Consider the following 18116-nt stretch of genomic DNA (forward strand, 5'->3'; position numbering starts at 1 on the left):
GGCGGCCGTCCGCCCAGTCGACTTCGAGCGTGGGGAGCTCGACGCCGCCGAGGGCGAGGACGGTGGCGAGGTCGTCCAGGACGTCGGCGGCCTGCCGGCGCTGCTCGGCGGTCGCGCGGGAGAGGGTGGACATCTCACTTCTCCCCGGGCCGCTTGTGGACCTCGAAGGCGCGCCAGGCGCTGTAGGCGTCCCCGAAGAAGGTGAAGGCGGCCGGCTCACCGGTGGGCCGGCACAGCCACTCCCCCGTCATCTCGTTGCGGACCCGGTAGCGGTCGGCCTCGGCGTCCCAGCGGACGCCGTAGCCGTGGAGGCGAGGGAGTTGGTCGTGGCGCATGGAAGGGAACCCTCTGCGATCGGAGTTTCACGTTCTGTGCACATGGTGGCGCAAGGTCGCCTAGCATCGGAAGCGGCCTGCTACTTGCCGAGGGGCCACAGGGAAGTTGAGAGCTGCCGTGAACAAGAAGAAGATCGACCCCGAGTCGAGCCCGTGGGCGCCCTTCGGAATCCAACTCCGCGCCTTCCGAGAGGCCAAGGACCTCCTCCAGGAGGAGCTGGCCCCGCTCATCGGGTGCTCCCCCTCGCACCTGTCCTACGTCGAACTTGCACACCGACCCCCGAGTCGCAAGCTCGCCGAACTCTCCGACATCGCGCTCGACACGGGCGGCACCATGCTGCTGATGTGGTATCAGCTGAAGAACGCGGCAATCCTGGAGGGCTTTCCGGAATTCTCGCGCTACGAGGCCCTTGCCGAAGAGATCAGGATCTTCGAGGTCAACGTCGTCACCGGACTCCTGCAGACCCGGGGGTATACAACCGCGCTCCAGATGGGCAGCGTCCGCCAAGGCATTTCACCCAAGAAACTGGCCGAGGAACGTATCGAATTCAGGCTCTCTCGACAGCAAGTCCTGGGACGGACCCCTCCTCCGCTCCTGCACGTGGTGCTGGACGAAACCTGCCTCAGGCGAGTCGTCGGCGGCCGTGATGTCATGGTCGAACAACTACTTCATCTGGAGCAGTTGTCCACTCGGCCCAACATCGTCATCCAGGTGGCACCGTTCACCCTCGGCGAGAACCGGCCGTTCACGCACATGGCAACCCTCCTTACCATGCCGAACCGAAAGGTTCTCGCCTACGGCGAGGTCGAGCAGCGTGGTTACATCGACCGCGATTCCAAGTCGGTTGCTGAACTTGCCAAGAGCTACGATCGGCTTGCGGTCGAGGCCCTTGGCCAAGCCGAATCGCTGGCTTTCATCCGTTCGGCAAGGAGGGACCTGGAGTGGACGTCGACCTGACGGAGGCTTCCTGGCGGAAGAGTTCGTACAGCGGCCCGAACGGCGGCCAGTGCATCGAGGTCGCCGACGGCTTCGCCGGCGTCATGCCCGTACGCGACTCCAAGGACCCCTCCGGCCCGGCCCTCCTCTTCCCCGCCTCCGCCTGGCAGGCCTTCGTCACCGCCGTCCGCACCGGCGAGTTCGACGCCCGCTGACCACAGCCACCCTCGGCCCCGCCGCCCCAGCCCAGGGGCGGCGGGGCCGGTGGCTGCGGTCAGAGCCCGAAGTTCCAGTCGACGATCATCTGCAGCAGGTCCTTGCGCTCGTCCACGAAGTCCATCGCGATCACGCCGTAGTGCGCGCGCTGGGAGATGCGCGGCGTCAGGTAGTCCTGGATGGAGGGATTGACGACCTTGGCGATCCTGTACGGGGTCTCCGGAAAGCTGCTGGAGCTGGCGAAGTGGAGGTAGAGCTTGCCGTCGTTCTGGCCGTAGAACGCCGTGTCCAGCCCTTCCCTGACCCGCTGGACCTTGCGGCTGGACCCGTCGCTCCACGCGTCCTGCAGCCAGATCCGGGAGTCGTCCCCCCACCGCAGCGGGTCGTAGCGCCCGTCGCCCCAGGTGAAGTCCGACATGATGGGGACGATCTTGCCCCGCACCTGCCCGAGCGTGGGCAGCCCGCCGGGCAGCGATCCGGCCTTGGGGAGCCAGAACCAGGGCCGGTAGTTGCCCTTCCCGTCCATGCCGTCCATGTAGTAGTTGAAGATCTCGCTGAACCGGTAGTCCTGCCCCTCGGTGTACTCCTTCTTGACCCGCATGATGATCGTCTCGCGGGGGTTCGACTTCAGGAAGTCGATGCAAAGGTTCAGCACGTCGCCGAAGTTGATGTTCTGGTAGATCTTGTCGTGGTGGATGGTGAAGACGTCGCCCATCACCCGGCACCGGATGTCGAGGAAGCGCACGCCCGCCTGGAGCTGCTGGGGGATGCGCCACTCCTGGCACTGGGCGAAGCCGAAGGCGCCGCCGTCGTAGAGCGCGCACGTCTCGTGGGTTCCGGGGATCGTCAGCTGCGACAGCTTCACGTTGTCGCCCAGCAACGACATCCACCTGTCGGTGGGGCGGTGGACGAGGCGGTCCGGCGCGGCGACGGCCGACGCGCCCGAGCCGGCGATGCCCAGGGCACCGGTCGTGGCCGCGAGCGCTGCGCCCCTGAGAAGGGTCCTACGGTTGATCGACATGCAAGAAGCCTCCGGACTCGGGGCCCCGATGGTGATCGGGCGTGAACGTTCTCCTTTCCACTCCAACGGACCTCCGCCCGAAGCCGGTTCATCGTCCGCGAACGGCCACCCGCACCGCACCGCCGACCGGCGAGCGGCCCAGGAGCGGGAAGTCGGCCGGGCCGACTTCCCGCGCACGACCGGCGTGCCCACGCATGCCCGGTGGACCGGCCCGCGCCCGGCGCGGCGGGCGGCACGCGGAAAACCCGGTGCGCCCGACGTGACGCCTCGGTAGCCTGCACCGCCATGGCATCGGAACTGGAACGCCCCCCACTCCAGGCGGACGAACGCACCGCGCTCATCGGCTGGTTGGACCTGCAACGGAAGATCCTGCGCTGGAAGTGCGAGGGGCTGGACGACCGGGACGCGCACCGGGCGGTCGTCCCGACCTCGCCGGCCATGACGATGGCCGGCCTCCTGTCGCACATGCGCTGGACCGAACACCTCTGGCTGGAGGTGATGTTCCTCGGCGGCGACCAGAAGCAGAATCCGTCCTTCGACGAGTCCACCGAGGACGCCGACTGGCACACCGACGGCCGCCCCCTCGCCGACCTGCTCGCGGAGTACGAGGCCCAGTGCGCCCGCAGCAACGAGATCGTCGCGGCGGCCTCCCTGGACGACGTCGGCCGCAAGCCCGGCTTCCGCGCCGGCGGCGCCAACCTGCGCTGGATGCTGATCCACCTCGTCGAGGAGACCGGCCGCCACGCGGGGCACGCCGACATCGTCCGCGAACTCCTCGACGGCTCGAAGGGCTACTACTAGCGGTTCCACCGGACGTCACCGCTTCCGCCGGCCGACGGCCCGGGAGCGGGAACCGCGGCCGGCGGGTGCGGGACGCTCCGTCAGGTCCCGTCCCGCGCCGGACCAGCCGTGAAGGGGCCCGGGACCGGGCAACTCCCGGTGATCCGGATGCCGATGACGCCCTGCTAGGGTCCGGACCCGTGACGGACAGGGTGCAGAAGCAGTACGAGGCGATGCGCGGGCACTTCCACCGGGCCGCCGGGCAGCGCGGGTTCACGCTCGACCCCGCCCAGGAGCTCCCGGTCGAGCGGCTCAGCCGGCTGGCCGGCGAGCTGGCCCACCCGGCCTGGCGGCTGCGCCGCGGTCCGCGGCACCTCTACCTCTGGGGCCCGGTCGGCCGCGGCAAGAGCTGGCTGGTGGACACCTTCCTCGACGGGCTGGCGACCCCGCGCAAGCGGCGGCTGCACTTCCACGACTTCTTCCGCCGGCTGCACGAGGGCGTCGCCCACCACGCCGGGAGCCGCAGCGCGGACGGCGCGGCGGTGGACCGGGCCGTGGACGAGCTGCTCGGCGACTGCCGGGTCCTGGTCTTCGACGAGTTCCACGCCCACGACGCGGGTGACGCGATGCTGGTGGCCCGTCTGCTGCACACCCTGCTGGACCGGCGGATCACCCTGGTCACCACGTCCAACTACCCGCCCGCCGGGCTGATGCCCGACCCGCTGTACCACCACCTCTTCGAGCCGACGATCAGGCTGATCGAGGAGCGGATGGACGTGGTCGACGTCTGCGGGCAGGTCGACTTCCGGCGCCTGCCCGGGTCGGAGCGCGCCCACGGGTTCGGCCTCGGCGCCCGGCTCCGCCCCGGCGACGAGGCCTCGGCCGGCCTCACGGCGCCCCGGCCCGAGGAGGCGGGTCCGGTGGCCGCCCACCACCGCGAGCTGCCGGCCCGGGCGGTCCGCGAGGACCACGTGTGGTTCGGCTTCCCGGAGCTGTGCGAGGGCCTCACCTCCGTCGCGGACTACCTCGCACTCGCCGACCGCTTCCCCACCGTCGTCCTCGACGGCGTCCCGCCGCTCGCCGAGGCGTCCCCCGACGGCCGCCGGCGCTTCGCCAACCTGGTCGACGTCTGCTGCGACCGCGACGTCCGCCTGGTCCTGATCGGCGCCGACCCGCTCGCCGGCCTCCCCGCCGGCTCCGCCCTCATGCGCGACCTCGACCGCACCGCCAGCCGCCTCGCCCTCCTGCGGCAGCCGGCCCGGGAGGCCGCCGGCTGAGCACCCCACCGGGCCACCGCCCCCGGGCCACCGGCGGAAAGGGCGGTGGCCCACCGGAGCGCCGGAGCCGCCGCCCTAGCTGCGGGTGAAGGTCCCGAGGCCCTCGTGGTCGAGCTGTTCGACCACCACCGTGGAGGCCCGGCCGTCGGCGCCCACGGTGAACGTCACCCCGGACAGGCCGACGGCGTTCTCCCCGCGGGTGCGGAAGCTGAACACGTCCCCGGCGTAGTGCTGGAGCGGGAACTGCAGGTCCTCCGGGCCCAGGCTCATCACCAGGGCGCCGCCGTTGCCGGTGGTCACGGTCAGCGGTCCGTAGTGGCCGTTGGCGTAGGTGCCGACGTAGGCCGCGTCGGGCTCGGCGGGGGCGGCGTCGGCCGGGGGCTTGGTGTAGTCGGTGGGTGAGACGCCGCTCAGGAGGGCGGCGGGGACGACCTTGCCGAGGAAGGCGAGCCAGTCGACGGTCTCGTGGCCCTCCTGGGCGAGGTCGAAGAACTCCTCGGCCACCGCCTCGGGCAGGCCGGTGGGCTGGCCGTTGGTCAGCACGACGATGCCCAGCTGCTCGGCGGGCAGCAGGGTGACGACGGTGGCGGCGCCCAGTGCGAAGCCGCCGGAGTGGTTGAGCCGCAGCCGGCCGCGGGTGTCGCGGCCGACGTTCCAGCCCAGGCCGTACTGGCCGGGGTTGCCGGCGGGCGCGGCCGGCGGGTTGGAGAGGCTGTGCGGCAGCCAGGTCTCGCTCAGCGCGGCGGTGTCGACGATCTGCCGGCCCTCGAAGGAGCCGCCCGCGAGCTGCAGCCGCATCCAGCGGGAGAGGTCCTGGACGGTGGAGCTGACGCCGCCGGCCGGGGACTGGGGGTCGGCGTTCTCGGTGGTGCTGACCTGCCAGCCGGTGCCGTCGCTCTTGCGTACGTGCGGCACGGCCTTGTTCGCCGCGCTGTCGTAGGCGGAGCGCAGGGAACTGGTGGAGGTCATGCCGAGCGGCTTGTAGAGGGTGTCGGAGGAGAGGGTCTCCCAGGGTGCGCCCTTGGTCCTGGCGACGGCCACGGCGGCCTCGGTGAGGCCGTAGTTGGTGTAGGCGTAGCTGGCGCGGAACGGGGCGAGGGGCTGGTCGCGCAGGTGCTGGAGGATGTAGTCGCGCTGGTAGCCGAGGTCCTGGAGGAGGTCGTCGGCGTGGTCGGGCAGGCCGCTGCGGTGGGAGAAGAGGTCGGCGATCGTCACGTGGCCGGTGACCCAGGGGTCGGCGAGGGCGAAGCCGGGGTCGTGGGCGGTGACGGGGTCGTCCCAGGCGGCCGACTTCTGGCCGACGGCCGTGGCGACGACGGTGGAGGCGATCGGTTTGGAGACGGAGGCGAGCTGGAAGACGGTGTCGGGGGTGACGGTGTCCGGTTTGCCGAGTTCGCGGACGCCGAAGCCCTTGGCGTGGACGACCTTGTCCTGGTGGACGACGGCCAGGGCCAGGCCCGGCACGCCGGTCCTGCGCAGGGCGTCCTGGACGTAGGCGTCGATCCGGTCGACGGCGGAGGCGACCTGCTGGTCGGTCAGCTGCGGTGAGGGCTGCGGCGGCGCGGTGGGCACGGTGCCGGGGGCGGCCTCGGGGTCGGAGGCTGCGGAGGTGCACCCGGCGAGCAGCAGGCCGGCCAGCAGGGGCGCGGCGATGCGGTGGCCCGGCCCGGAGGCGGTGCGGCGGTGCATGCGGGTCCTCCCTCGTCCGGGCGGCACGGGCCGTGCGCCTCATCGCGTGAGTACGTGAGTATTCGACGGCCCGGCGCGGCCCGGGCGGGCGCCGCGCACCGCCGTGGGCGCGTTCACCCGTCCGGCGGCGGGGAGGGGTCGGGGCGACACGCCGGGGCTGCGCCGGGCGGTGCGGAGCGGGAAGTCGGCCGGGCCGACTTCCCGCGCGCGCCTGCTCCCCCGCCCCTGGCCGACGGAGCCGTCCTACTCGACGACCTCGGCCTTCTCGATGACCACGTCCTCCTTGGGGACGTCCTGGTGGCCGCTCCTGGAGCCGGTGGGCACGGTCTTGACGGCGTCCACGACGTTCTGGCCCTCGACGACCTCGCCGAAGACGGCGTAGCCCCAGCCCTGGGCGTTCTTGCCGCTGTGGTCGAGGAAGTCGTTGTCGGCGACGTTGATGAAGAACTGGGCGGTGGCCGAGTGCGGGTCCCCGGTGCGGGCCATCGCGACGGTGTACTTGGTGTTCTTCAGGCCGTTGTCGGCCTCGTTCTGGATGGGGGCGCGGGTCTTCTTCTGCTTCATGCCGGGCTCCATCCCGCCGCCCTGGACCATGAAGCCGTTGATGACCCGGTGGAAGACCGTCCCGTCGTAGAAGCCGTCCCGGACGTACTGGAGGAAGTTCTCCACCGTTTCCGGGGCCTTCTCCGCGTCGAGGCGCAGGACGATGTCGCCGTGGTTGGTGCTCAGTTTGACCTTCGACACGATGACCTCACTGTACGGGTTGCGGCGGCTACGGATTGCTCACGCGCATTGTGACAGGAGGGACGGCCGGGCACCGTCGAGGCGCCTCAGTTGGCGAGGGTGAAGTCGCCGCCGACGGGGGCGGCGAGCTTGTCGATGCCGGTGAGGGCGGTGAGGGTGGGCACCGGGGTGCTGCTGTCGGCGGTGGTGCCGTCGCCGAGCTGGCCGGAGCCGTTGCTGCCCCAGGAGTGCACGGTGCTGGTCCCGGACAGGGCCACGGTGTGCTCCCGGCCGCCGGCCACCAGCCGTACGCCGCTCAGGCCGGGGACGGTGACGGGGGTGACGCGGAAGACGGTGGTGCCGTCGCCGAGCTGGCCGGCGGTGTTCTGGCCCCAGGCCTTGAGGCGGTGGTCGGTGTCGACGACGGCCATGCTGTGGTTGCAGCCGGCCGCGATCCGGGTGACCCCGCCGGTCCAGGCCCCGTGGGTGGTGACGGGGGTGTAGCGGTTGATGGTGGTGTTGTCGCCGAGCTGGCCGGTGGCGTTGTAGCCCCAGGCCTTCACGGCGGCGCCGCTGCCGGGCGTGCCGACCAGGACGAGGTTGTGGCTGGCGCCGGCGGCGATCCGGCTGACGCCGGTCAGTCCGACGACCCGCGCCGGGAGGCCGCGGTTGGTCGAAGTCCCGTCGCCGAGCTGGCCGTTGCTGTTGTAGCCCCAGGCCCAGACGGTGCCGTCCTCGCGCAGCGCGAGGCTGTGGTGGAGGCCGGCGGCGATGGCGACGACCTTGTGGAGGCCCTCGACCCGCACCGGGACGCCGCTGTCGGCGCCGGTGCCGTTGCCGAGCTGGCCGTGGTTGTTCTGGCCCCAGGCCAGGACGGTGCCGTCGGCGAGCAGGGCGAGGCTGTGCGCGCCGCCGGCGGCGATGTCGGTGGCGTCGGCGAGATTGACCACCTGGCCGGGCGCGTTGTGGCTGAACACCGTGCCGTCGCCGAGCTGGCCCGAGCCGTTGACGCCCCAGGACTGCACCGTGCGGTCGGCCAGCAGGGCCAGCCCGTGGCCGAGGGTGGCACCGGCCCCGCCGGCGGCGATCTTCACCACGTCGGCGCTGGTCAGCCCGAGCACGGCGGTGGCCGTGGTGCGGAGGTCGGCCCAGGTGCCGTCCCCGAGCTGGCCGGAGCGGTTGTTGCCCCAGGACTTCAGGCGCTTCTCTGCCATGCGACGATGCCTCTTTACTTGTATGACAATAAGTCAAATCGTCGACATGTCAGATCTGTTGACGAGTCCACGATCATGGACCGACGCTACCCACGCGCACGTCACCGGCACGGGAAACGGCAGCGCCGGCCACTCGATCGGGTGATGGCGGCCCTCCGGCGCGGCCGACGGCCGTACGTCCCGCAGCGCATGGCGCGGGACGTACGGCTCAGCGGGTGCGGAAGGCCTGCCGGTAGGCGCCGGGGGTGGTGCCGGTACGGGCACGGAAGCGGCGGCGCAGGTTGACGGCGGAGGTCAGCCCGACGCGGGCGGCGATCGCGTCGACGGGCAGGTCGGTGTCCTCCAGCAGGACGCGGGCCGCGGCCAGCCGGCGGGCGAGCAGCCAGGCGCCCGGGCTGGTGCCGAGGTGGTCGGCGAAGCGCCGGGCCAGGGTGCGGGGCGAGACGCCGAGGCGGGCGGCCAGGGCCTCGACCGACAGGGGCGTGCCCAGGCGCTCGTCGGCCCAGGCGAGCAGGCCGTCCAGCGCCTGCCCCGACGACACCGGCACCGGCACCGGCGGTGACGGCGGCGGAGGTGACGACGCCGGCGCGTACGGCGTGCGGTCGTCGTCGGGGTGCGGCGCCATCGCCATGTGCCGGGCCAGCGCGGCGGCGTGGGCGGCGCCGTGGTCGCGCCGGACCAGGTGCAGGCACAGGTCGAGGCCGGCGCCGGCGCCCGCGCTGGTGGCGACGTCGCCGTGGTCCACGTAGCGCCGGTGCGGCTCGACCCGGATCCGGGGGTACGCGCGGCGCAGCTGGTCGGCGCGGGCCCGGTGGGTGGTGGCGGTGCGGCCGTCGAGCAGTCCGGTGCGGGCCAGGGCGAACACTCCGGAGCAGATGGCGGCCAGCCGGGCCCCGCGGGCGTGCGCCCGCAGCAGGGCGCGGCGCACGGGGTCGGCGAGGGGTTCGTCCACGGGCAGCCAGCCGGGGACGATCACGGTGTCGGCGGTGTCGAGCGCGTCGAGGCCGTGCGGCACGGACATGGTGTAGCCGCCGGTGGTGGGCACCGGGCCGGGGACCTGCGTGCAGGTGGCGAAGGTGTAGTGCTGCGGCAGGCCGGGTCTCGGTGTGCCGAAGACCTCGGCGGCGCAGCCGAGTTCGAAGGTCGACTGGACGGGCCGGACCAGGGCCACCACGCGGTGCATGGCAGGAAAGTACCCCAGGGTGTCGCGGTGGGGCCTGTCCGGGCCGGCCGGGGCGCGGCACCGTTGCGGGCATGTACCCGGAGATCCTTGCCCAGCAGGGCTACACGTCCGTGTCCGTCGACGAGTCCCCGGTCCGCGAGCTGTTCCCCGGTGTCCGGCTGCGGGCCCTGTGGCGGGGGCCGGACGGCGCGCACGCCCATGTGCTGGAGATGGCGGCGGGCTCCCGCTGGCCGCACCGTGACGTCCACGAGCCAGGGCCGGAGGAGGTGTTCGTGGTGGCGGGCGTCTTCAACGACGGGGCGCGGGACTACCCGGCCGGTACGTTCCTGCACGCTCCGGCGGGGTCGTGGCACGTGCCGTCGACGGCCGTCGGCTGCACGCTGTTCGTGTTCTACCCGCAGGGGTAGGGCCGCGGGGCGCGGGAGCGGGAGCGGGAGCGGGAGGCCGCCGGGGCCGGGCTTCCCGCCCCGCTCCGGGCCGGTCAGGAGCCGGGGTTCAGCGAGGCGTTGACGTCCTTGAGGAACTCGGCGACGGGGCGGCCGAGCAGGTCGGAGCTGTCGAGGGAGACGCCGTAGCGGTTCTCCAGGTCGGCGAGGACGCCCAGCACGCCCAGGGAGTCGACGCCGAGGTCGAGGAACATGCGGCCGGGGTCGGCGAGTTCCTCGGCGGTGACCTGGACGCCGGCGCGGGTCCTGACCAGGGTGGCCAGTTCCTCGTAGGTGATCTCCGTGGCCATCGGGCCCTCCGGGGGTGCGTGGGTGGCAGGGCCGACGGCGGTCGGGTCGTTCGACGGGTGGCCCTGTGGGCGCAGTTGTACGTGGTCGCCAGGCGCCCGGTCCAGCTCGTTCACTCGTACGTGTGAGGCCTTCACGGGGATGGTCGGGACGGCCCGCCGGGCCGGGCGGGCTCAGGTCCGGGCGCCCGTGGCCCGGCGGGCTCAGGCCGCGCCGAAGTGCCGTTTGGTGTCGGCGATCAGCGTCCGCTGGAAGGCCGCCCCGGGCATGTCGGTCAGTGCCGCGGGGCGGCGCAGCAGTGGGGCCGGCTCGTAGGCGAAGGTCCAGGTGAAGCGGGTGCCGCCGCCCGGGAGGGGTTCGAGGAGGTAGTCCTCGCCGAAGCGCCGGTACAGCGGCAGGGAGGCCTCGGTGACGCGGAACGCGTGCCGCGTGCCCTCCTCCCAGAGCGTGAACTCCTCGCGCAGCCGCAGCGTCCCGAGCGCGGTGATCTCCCGGGTGGTGCCGACGCCGTGCGGGGCCGGTGAGGTGTAGCGGCCGCCGGCCAGGCCCCGGCACCAGGACAGCGGTGCCGGGCCGGCGAGCCCCGCCCACACGCTCCGCGGTGCCACCGGCAGGTCCATCACGTGGCGGTGGCGGTGCGGGGCGGTGTCGAAGAAGGAGGCGTCGAAGCGCTCCAGTGCGAACCAGGGCATCGGGGCCTCCTCGTGGCGGGTCGGGGGATGCGCCCGAGCGTACCGGGCGGGAAAGCCGGGCGCCCCGTCAGGTCGGGCGCCCCGTCGGGCCGGACCGGGCCGTCGGGCCTGGCCGGGCCGTCGGGCCGGGGGCCGTCAGGCGATGCGGTGGGCCAGGCCCGGGTAGTCGGCGACCAGGCCGTCCGCGTCCAGCAGCAGGTCCGCCCGGTAGTCGCCGGAGGTGTAGCGGACGGTGGCGCGGCCGTCCTGGTGGCGGCGCAGGTGGGTGTAGGTCTGGCGGGAGGGCACGACGACCAGCTCGGGCACGCGGATCCAGGCCATCAGGAAGTGGTGTTCGCCCGGGCCGCGGTGGAGGGCGTGGCGCAGGACGGGCGGGGTGTTGGTGAGCGGGGACAGGCCGAGGTCGCAGTCGAGGGCGCCGTCGAGGTCGGGGCGCGGGGTGCCGTCGACGGTCCAGTGGCCGGTGGTCTCGTCGCGGCGCAGGTCGAGGGTGCGGACGGCGTCCGGGGTGCGGGCGGTGACGTGCATGCGGCGGGTGGTGAAGCCGTCGCCGGTGTCGAGTTCGTAGTCGAGCCAGTACGGGGCCGGTTCGGCGGCGGCGACGCGGCCGCGGGCGGTCAGGGCGGTGGGGCGCAGGTCGATCCAGGAGGTTTCCAGGCCGGCGGTCTCGGTGACCCGCCAGGTGGGTGCGGCGGTGCGGGCGGCGGCGCTGTCGGCCTGGTCGGTGCGGTCGGTGCGGCTGTTCATTCGTGCACGGTACTGCCGGGTGCCGACAGCGGCCCCGACAGGCCGTCAACGCGGGCGGATCCTTCGTACGGGTGAGGGTGGGGGCGGGGAGTGCCTCGTGCGGGGCGTGATGGGGCGCGCGGCGGCGGTGGGCGCCGTCCCGGGCTCTCCATAATCGCGTGGGTGATCACATCCTGTGACGAAGCGGTGGCCCGGTTGCGGGCCGTGCCCGGGCTGTCGTGCTGTGCCCGCCCCCTGTTCGTGCTGCCGCTGCTGCGCACCGGCTGCCTGTCCGCCGTGCTGAGCGTGGAGGGTGCGGACGCGGGCTGGGAGGGCGAGTTCGGGGCGCTCTTCCATGCGCTGGAGCCGGCCAGCGGGGTGCGCGACCACACCTCGCTGGGTGCCGGTGTCCACGAGGTGCTGCGCCGGATCGCCCGCACCGGCGCCAGCGCCGGGGCCTGGCGGGGCCGGGAGCTGGCGCTGCTGCCCTACACCGCGATGAAACCCGAGTGGCGCTCGGCACTCGACGTGCTCGGCGCCCGCCTGGCGGAGCCGCCGCGGCTGGCCCTGCCGGTGCTGGGCGACAAGCGGGCCCAGCGCGCCTGGCTGCGGTCGGTGGGGGCGGTGACGCCGTCCGACGCGGTGGCCCCGGCGCTCGACCACCGGGAGCTGCGCCGGCGCTTCGGCGACCGCTACGTGGTGCAGACGCCGACGGGTTCCAGCGGCAAGGGCACCCACCTGGTCACCGACGAGGCGCAGCTGCAGCCGATCCGCCGGGCCGGCGGCGGGCCCTGGCTGGTGAGCGGCTACGTCGAGGGCGTCGCGGTCAACCTGCACGTCCTGGTCTCGGCGGACAGCACGGTGCGGGTGCTGCGCCCGTCCGTCCAGCTGACCCGCGTCGAGGGCATCGGCGCGCCCTTCGGCGCCTACTCCGGCTGCGACTTCGCGGCCCCGGCCCTGCTGTCGCCGCTCGCCCTGGCCCGGGCCGGCACCGCGGCGCGGCGCGTCGGCGAGGCGCTGGCCGCGCTCGGCTACCGGGGCCTGTTCGGCGCCGACTTCGTCCTGGACGACGAGCGCCCGCTGCTGCTGGAGCTCAACTGCCGCATGCAGGGCTCGACCTGGCTGCTGGGCGAGCTCGAACTGGCCGAGCACGCGCTGCCGTCCGCGCTGCGCCACGTCCTGGAGCTCTACGGGCACGCCACCGGCGGCGAGCCGCGCACGGACGCGGCGGGCGCCGTGCAGCTGGTGGTGCGGCACACCGGCGCCCCGGTGCGGGTGGCGGCGGCGCCCGGCGGCGGTCTGCACCGGCTCAAGGACGGGCGGCTGCGGTACTGCGGCGCCGGGTTCGGTCTGCTGGAGTGCGGGCCCGACGACTGCGTGCTGTTGCAACTGCCCTCCCCCGGGACGGTGTTGCTCCCCGGGGTGCCGCTCGCCCGGGTCGTGGCCCGGCACCCGCTGACCACCCCGGACGGCACCGCGCTCACCGCGCCCGGACGGCGGCTGGTGGACGCCCTGCGCGCGGGCTTCGTCCTCGAACCCCTCGACGAACCCGCGGGAACCGCCGTCCCCTGCGCGTCGCGGTGAGGAGACCCGTGCCGAGGACACCCGTGCCGCTGTACGTCCGCGCCGCGGTGCCCGCCGACCTGCCCCGGCTGGCCGCGCTGCGGGCGGAGGCGGCCGCCTGGATCGCGCTGGAGCACGGCTCGGCCCAGTGGTCGGCCCCGTACGACCCCGAGCGCGGCCTGACGCTGATCGCCCGGGGCGCGACGGTGGTCGCCGCGCTGGCGCCGCAGGGCGAGGCCGTCGCCACCGTGACGCTGCGCCCCACCGGCAGCCCCCGCCTGTGGAGCGGCGAGGAACTCGCCCGCCCGGCCCGCTACGTGAGCTCCTTCACGGTGGACCGCCGGTACGCCGGGCGCGGCATCGGCGCCCGTCTGGGCGACTGGGCCGCCTGGCGGGCCGCGCGGGCGGGCGCCGGGCTGCTGCGGGCGAACGTGTGGAGCGACAACGCCGCCCTGCACGCCTACTACCGTGCGCAGGGCTGGCGTTGGGTGCGCACGGTGGCCCACAGCCGCAGCGGCGCCCTGTTCGAACGCGCCACGAGCGCGGTGGCGCCGCCGCGGGTCCACGAGGCGGACCGCGTGCGGGCGTGAGCCGTGCCCGCCCGTGCCCCGGCCGGGCCGGCCCGCGACGACGCGCCGACCGCCACGCCCTCTCGACGCGGACCGCCGCGGGCGAGCATCCTCGTGTCCCGGTGCGCGGCGTGCGGCCGCGCACCGTCCCCGCGTCGAGTGGAGGAACCCCCGTGGACCCCGTGGAGCGTCTCGTACTGGACCCGACCGGCCGCGCCCGCGATGCCGAGAGCGCCGAGCTGTGCGCGCGCGGAGCGGCCACGCCCGTCGACATCCTGGGCGTGCGGGCCTGGTCGGTGTCCGACCCGGTGCTGCTGGAGGAGCTCACCAAGGACCCGCGCGTCTCCAAGGACGGCGCGCAGCACTGGCCGGACTTCGCCGAGGTGGTGCGGACCTGGCCGCTGGCGATCTGGGTGAGCGCGCACAACATGTTCAACGCGCACGGCGCCGACCACCGGCGGCTGCGCCGGCTGGTGGGCGGCGCCTTCACCGCCCGCCAGGTCGCCACCATGACCGCCCGCGTCGAGGAGCTGACCGACGCCCTGCTGGACGGCCTGGCCGCCTGCGCCCCCGGCGAGGTGGTGGACCTGCGCGAGCGCCTGGCCTACCCGCTGCCGATCCAGGTCATCTCCCGGCTGCTGGGCCTGCCCGACAGCATCACGGACACCTTCCGGGGCATGGTCGACAAGGTCTTCTCCACCACCCTGTCCGCCGAGGAGTCGGCGGCCACCGTGACCGCGTTCCTGGCCCTGCTGGAGGAGCTGATCGCCGCCAAGCGCCGCGAACCGGGCGAGGACCTGACCTCGGCGCTGATCGCCGCCCGCGACCACGAGAGCGACGGCGACTCCCGCGCGCTGAGCGAGGAGGAACTGCGCGACACCGTGCTGCTGATCGTCTCGGCCGGCTACGAGACCACCGTCAACCTGATCGACAACGGCATCACCGACCTGCTCACCCACCCCGGGCAGCTCGCCCTGGTGCGCGCGGGCAAGGCCGGCTGGGACGACGTCGTCGAGGAGGCGCTGCGCCGCAACGCGCCGGTCGCGCACCTGCCGATGCGCTACGCGGTGGAGGACATCGAGCTGCCCGGCGGGGTGACGGTGCGCCGGGGCGAGGCGATCCTCGCCGCCTACGCGGCCGCCGGGCGCCACCCGGTGCGCTACGGCGACAGCGGCGCCGACTTCGACGTCACCCGGCCGGTCAAGGACCACCTCGCCTTCGGGCACGGCGTGCACTTCTGCCTCGGCGCGCCGCTGGCCCGCCTGGAGGGGCGCACCGCGCTGAGCCGGCTGTTCGAGCGCTTCCCCGACCTCGCCCTCGTCCCGGACGCGCGGCTGGAGCCGGTCGACTCGCTGATCTCCAACGGGCACCGGGCGCTGCCGGTGCTGCTCGGCCCGCAGGCGCCGAAGGCGTCCTGACGCTCCGGCGCCAGCGTCGGCCACCCCGGCGCCCCCGCCCGTCGGCCCGCCACGCGCCACGCGCCCGCCGTCCCCCCTTGCGACGTCGCCCGGGTGGCGCAGCGGGGCGGGCCGGTACGGGCGGGTCGTGTTAGCAATGGCCGGAGGGGGCGGGGGGTGTCCACGCGGACGCACGCGAAGCACTGGAGACCGGAGACCGTCGTGTCGCACCACCTCAGCGGACCGAACCTGCGCTCACCGGAGGGTGACGCGCGCCTGGATCTGACCGACCTGTTCGCCTTCGCCTCGCCGGAGCCGGGCCGGACGGTGCTGATCATGAACGTGAACCCGGTCGCGCCCAGTGGCGGGCAGGCCTTCCATCCGGAGGCGGTGTACCGGATCGACATCGACACCGACGGCGACCAGCGGGCCGACATCGCGTACAGCTTCACCTTCTCCGAGCCGGTGGGCGGGGCGCAGAGCATGACGGTGCGGCGTACCACCGGTGAGGGGGCGCGCGGGCACGAGGCGACCGGTGAGGTGCTGGTGTCGCGGGCGCCGGTGAGTTTCACGGGCACCCCGGCGGTGGTGGAGGCGGGGTCGTACCGGGTGAGTGCGGGGCTGCGCAGCGACCCGTTCTTCGCGGACCTGGACGGGATCGTGAAGGACTTCCAGTGGACGGGGGTGGACTGGGGCGCGGACAAGAACGTCTTCGGGATCGTGCTGGAGGCGCCGGACGCGGCGTTCGGCGAGGCGCCGGAGATCGGGGTGTGGGCGCGGGTGAGCGTGCGCAAGGACGGTCGGCTGGTGTCGGTGGACCGGGGTGCGCATCCGTCGCTGACGGCGTACTTCAACGAGGAGGACGTGAAGGACGCGTACAACGCCGGGGAGCCGGTGGACGACTGGGTGACCTACCGTGATCCGTGGACGGCGAAGCTGCAGCACTTCGGCGGGTACACCACGGACGCGGCGCACGCGCAGCTGCGGATCGTGCTGCCGGACGTCCTGCGCTACGACCGGGCCCGCCCGGCCGTCTACCCGAACGGGCGCTCGCTGACCGACGACGTGACCTCGGCGCGGCTGACGATGCTCACCGACGGCAAGGTGTCCGGTGACCACATCGGGCCGCACACCGATCTGCTGCCGGCCTTCCCGTACCTGGGCCACCCGCACTGACCTTCGGGGCCCGCCCCGCGGAGCGCGCCGCCCGGTGGAGGGTTCCGGCTCGCGGGGCAAGCAGGCGCGCCCCTGTCAGATGTCAGGGACCGCTGCGGGCGCCGGATTCCTAGGCTGACGGGCACCGGACGGACGGGTCGTCCGTCCTCGTACCAGCCAAGGGAGAACCACTCATGCGCAGGATCACCCACGCCGTCGCCGCCCTGGCCATGGCCGCCGCCGCGCTGACCACGATGGGGGCCGGCAGTGCCGGCGCCGCGGCCGGCGACTGGGCGGGCTGCCCGTCCGGAGCGGTCTGCGTCTACCCGCAGGACCAGGACCCGGCGGTCAGCCCCAGTGCCGTCTACCGGAGCTACGGCGCGCACAACCTGAGCGGCCAGTACGGCAACCACTGGGTGCTCAACAACCAGACCGGCGGCGCGCACGCCCACCTGTGCCGTGCCTCGGGCGGCGGTGACTGCGTCTACGACATCGCGGCGCAGCGCGGCGTGTACGACGACCTGGGTCCGATCAACTCGATCACGCTCGACCGTCCCTGACGTTTCGTCAGGTCAGAGCCGCGGGGTGCCCGCCGTCCGAGGGGAGCGGCGGGCATTCCGCTTTCCCGCGCCTCGGACGCGCCGCCCGTCCGAGGCGTGTTCACGAAGATAACGAATGGTGGTGGATTTCGGGGAGTCTGGTTTTACTTATTGACGTCATGTACGCGCCCAGGTTTAACTCCCCCCACCCCGCCGCGAAGCCGCGGCGATCCCAGGGAGAGGTATCCGATGAACGCCGTACTGCGTCGCGCCCTCGTCTCCACCATGGGCCTCGCGCTGACCCTGTCCATGACCGCCGCGTGCGGGAAGGCCGGCGGCGCCAAGAACGAGGCATCCGCCGCCGGCAACCCCGACGCCATCGGCCTGCTGCTGCCCGAGAACGCCTCCTCCGTGCGCTACGAGTCCTTCGACCGGCCGTTCATCGAGGCCAAGGTCAAGTCCCTGTGCGCGCAGTGCAAGGTGCTGTACAACAACGCCGAGGGCAGCGCCGCCAAGCAGAAGCAGCAGTTCGACACCCTGCTCACCCAGGGCGTCAAGGTGATCATCCTCGACCCGTACGACGCCGACTCCACCCAGAGCTGGGTCGAGGAGGCCGCCGCCAAGGGCGTCAAGGTCCTCGCCTACGACCGCCTGGCCAGCGGCCCGGTCGCCGCGTACACCTCCTTCGACAACGAGAAGGTCGGCGAACTCCAGGGCCGGGCCCTGCTGGACGCGCTCGGCCCGCAGGCCGCCGAGGCCAACATCGTCATGATCGACGGCGACGAGGCCGACCCGAACTCCGCGCAGTTCAAGTCCGGCGCGCACAAGGCCCTCGACGGGAAGATCAAGAAGGTCGTCTACGAGCAGTCCGGGCAGTGGAACGCCGCCGTCGCCGCGCAGAAGATCTCCGCCGCCGTCACCGAGTTCGGCAAGAACGGCTTCCAGGGCGTCTACTCCGCCAACGACGGCATGGCCGCCGCCATCATCACCCAGCTCAAGGGCGCCGGCATCAACATCCCCGTCGGCGGCCAGGACGCCAGCCTGGACGCCATCCAGCGCGTCGTGAACGGCGACCAGGCCTACACCATCTACAAGGCCTACCGCCCGATCACCGACACCGCCGCCGAACTGGCCGTCGCCCTGCTGCGGGGCAAGGACGTCAAGAGCATCGCCCCCGACAGTGTCGACAGCGCCACCGCCAAGAACATCCCGTCCAAGCTGCTGGACGCCAAGGTCGTCACCAAGGACACCATCGCCACCACCGTGGTGGCCGACGGCATCTACAAGGTCTCCGACATCTGCACCGCCGACTACGCCGCCGCGTGCGCCGCCGCCGGCCTCAAGTAGGCCCCCTCCAGCAGGACCC

At 73.3% G+C, this 18116-nt stretch carries 20 protein-coding genes; 11 read left to right on the forward strand and 9 right to left on the reverse strand.

The window, feature by feature from the left end:
• Positions 1-134 precede the first annotated feature (134 nt).
• A complete protein-coding gene (locus tag ACIQOV_RS02870) occupies positions 135-335 on the reverse strand; it encodes a hypothetical protein (protein ID WP_401044125.1) in 201 nt (66 codons plus the stop codon).
• A gap of 118 nt (positions 336-453) precedes the next feature.
• Here ACIQOV_RS02870 and ACIQOV_RS02875 point away from each other — a divergent pair, with 118 nt between their 5' ends.
• Positions 454-1293 (forward strand): Scr1 family TA system antitoxin-like transcriptional regulator, encoded by an 840-nt coding sequence (locus tag ACIQOV_RS02875; RefSeq protein WP_401044128.1) that lies wholly within the window; start codon positions 454-456, stop codon positions 1291-1293.
• The gene (locus ACIQOV_RS02880; protein WP_401044131.1) at positions 1278-1487 is read left to right on the forward strand and encodes a DUF397 domain-containing protein; all 210 of its coding nucleotides are present in this window, start codon (positions 1278-1280) and stop codon (positions 1485-1487) included. Before ACIQOV_RS02875 ends, ACIQOV_RS02880 begins: the two co-directional genes overlap by 16 nt.
• Before the next feature lie 59 nt (positions 1488-1546).
• Here ACIQOV_RS02880 and ACIQOV_RS02885 read toward each other — a convergent pair whose 3' ends face one another.
• Positions 1547-2509 (reverse strand): phosphatidylinositol-specific phospholipase C, encoded by a 963-nt coding sequence (locus ACIQOV_RS02885; RefSeq protein ID WP_401044132.1) that lies wholly within the window; start codon positions 2507-2509, stop codon positions 1547-1549.
• Positions 2510-2794: 285 nt separating this feature from the next.
• Between ACIQOV_RS02885 and ACIQOV_RS02890 the strand changes: the two genes are divergently transcribed.
• Both ACIQOV_RS02890 and zapE read left to right on the forward strand, forming a co-directional pair.
• The gene (locus ACIQOV_RS02890) at positions 2795-3310 is read left to right on the forward strand and encodes a DinB family protein (protein WP_401044135.1); all 516 of its coding nucleotides are present in this window, start codon (positions 2795-2797) and stop codon (positions 3308-3310) included.
• A 179-nt stretch (positions 3311-3489) separates the two neighbouring features.
• Complete coding sequence (zapE, locus tag ACIQOV_RS02895; protein ID WP_401044138.1) at positions 3490-4566, forward strand: cell division protein ZapE; 1077 nt, start codon at positions 3490-3492, stop codon at positions 4564-4566.
• 75 nt (positions 4567-4641) lie between these two features.
• Here the strand turns inward: zapE and ACIQOV_RS02900 are convergent, their stop codons facing one another.
• The 4 genes from ACIQOV_RS02900 to ACIQOV_RS02915 all read right to left on the reverse strand — a co-directional run bounded on the left by ACIQOV_RS02900 (position 4642) and on the right by ACIQOV_RS02915 (position 9375).
• Positions 4642-6255 carry a serine hydrolase gene (locus ACIQOV_RS02900; protein WP_401044143.1) on the reverse strand — a complete coding sequence of 538 codons (1614 nt, stop codon included), beginning with the start codon at positions 6253-6255 and terminating at the stop codon, positions 4642-4644.
• 243 nt (positions 6256-6498) lie between these two features.
• Positions 6499-6999, reverse strand: a complete 501-nt coding sequence (locus tag ACIQOV_RS02905) for a peptidylprolyl isomerase (protein WP_401044146.1) — start codon at positions 6997-6999, stop codon at positions 6499-6501.
• Positions 7000-7085: 86 nt separating this feature from the next.
• Positions 7086-8192, reverse strand: a complete 1107-nt coding sequence (locus ACIQOV_RS02910; protein WP_401044148.1) for an RCC1 domain-containing protein — start codon at positions 8190-8192, stop codon at positions 7086-7088.
• Between the two features lie 208 nt (positions 8193-8400).
• Positions 8401-9375 (reverse strand): helix-turn-helix domain-containing protein, encoded by a 975-nt coding sequence (locus tag ACIQOV_RS02915; protein ID WP_401044151.1) that lies wholly within the window; start codon positions 9373-9375, stop codon positions 8401-8403.
• A gap of 71 nt (positions 9376-9446) precedes the next feature.
• On the opposite strand from ACIQOV_RS02915, the gene ACIQOV_RS02920 reads away from it, so the two are divergent.
• Positions 9447-9782, forward strand: coding sequence for a cupin domain-containing protein (locus tag ACIQOV_RS02920; RefSeq protein WP_359912995.1), 336 nt, complete (start codon positions 9447-9449; stop codon positions 9780-9782).
• 74 nt (positions 9783-9856) lie between these two features.
• On the opposite strand, the gene ACIQOV_RS02925 is transcribed toward ACIQOV_RS02920, so the two are convergent.
• The 3 genes from ACIQOV_RS02925 to ACIQOV_RS02935 all read right to left on the reverse strand — a co-directional run bounded on the left by ACIQOV_RS02925 (position 9857) and on the right by ACIQOV_RS02935 (position 11548).
• Complete coding sequence (locus ACIQOV_RS02925) at positions 9857-10111, reverse strand: acyl carrier protein (protein WP_359912992.1); 255 nt, start codon at positions 10109-10111, stop codon at positions 9857-9859.
• A 201-nt stretch (positions 10112-10312) separates the two neighbouring features.
• Positions 10313-10801: an SRPBCC family protein gene (locus ACIQOV_RS02930; protein ID WP_380353257.1), complete on the reverse strand. Its 489-nt coding sequence runs from the start codon at positions 10799-10801 to the stop codon at positions 10313-10315.
• Between the two features lie 135 nt (positions 10802-10936).
• Complete coding sequence (locus ACIQOV_RS02935; protein WP_401044154.1) at positions 10937-11548, reverse strand: putative glycolipid-binding domain-containing protein; 612 nt, start codon at positions 11546-11548, stop codon at positions 10937-10939.
• 162 nt (positions 11549-11710) lie between these two features.
• Here ACIQOV_RS02935 and ACIQOV_RS02940 point away from each other — a divergent pair, with 162 nt between their 5' ends.
• The 6 genes from ACIQOV_RS02940 (at position 11711) to ACIQOV_RS02965 (ending at position 18097) form a co-directional block, all read left to right on the forward strand.
• Positions 11711-13111: an ATP-grasp domain-containing protein gene (locus ACIQOV_RS02940; RefSeq protein ID WP_401044157.1), complete on the forward strand. Its 1401-nt coding sequence runs from the start codon at positions 11711-11713 to the stop codon at positions 13109-13111.
• Positions 13112-13119: 8 nt separating this feature from the next.
• Positions 13120-13680 (forward strand): GNAT family N-acetyltransferase, encoded by a 561-nt coding sequence (locus ACIQOV_RS02945; protein WP_401044160.1) that lies wholly within the window; start codon positions 13120-13122, stop codon positions 13678-13680.
• Between the two features lie 152 nt (positions 13681-13832).
• Positions 13833-15077, forward strand: coding sequence for a cytochrome P450 (locus tag ACIQOV_RS02950; RefSeq protein WP_401044163.1), 1245 nt, complete (start codon positions 13833-13835; stop codon positions 15075-15077).
• Between the two features lie 201 nt (positions 15078-15278).
• Positions 15279-16232: a DUF4331 family protein gene (locus ACIQOV_RS02955; protein ID WP_387735113.1), complete on the forward strand. Its 954-nt coding sequence runs from the start codon at positions 15279-15281 to the stop codon at positions 16230-16232.
• Positions 16233-16405: 173 nt separating this feature from the next.
• Complete coding sequence (locus tag ACIQOV_RS02960) at positions 16406-16771, forward strand: hypothetical protein (protein WP_401044167.1); 366 nt, start codon at positions 16406-16408, stop codon at positions 16769-16771.
• A 228-nt stretch (positions 16772-16999) separates the two neighbouring features.
• Entirely contained in the window at positions 17000-18097 is a 1098-nt protein-coding gene (locus tag ACIQOV_RS02965) for a substrate-binding domain-containing protein (protein ID WP_359912969.1), read from the forward strand.
• The last annotated feature ends 19 nt before the right edge of the window (positions 18098-18116 follow it).

It is taken from the genome of Kitasatospora sp. NPDC091257 (assembly GCF_044757675.1).
In the GTDB taxonomy this organism is placed as follows: domain Bacteria; phylum Actinomycetota; class Actinomycetes; order Streptomycetales; family Streptomycetaceae; genus Kitasatospora; species Kitasatospora lactacystinica.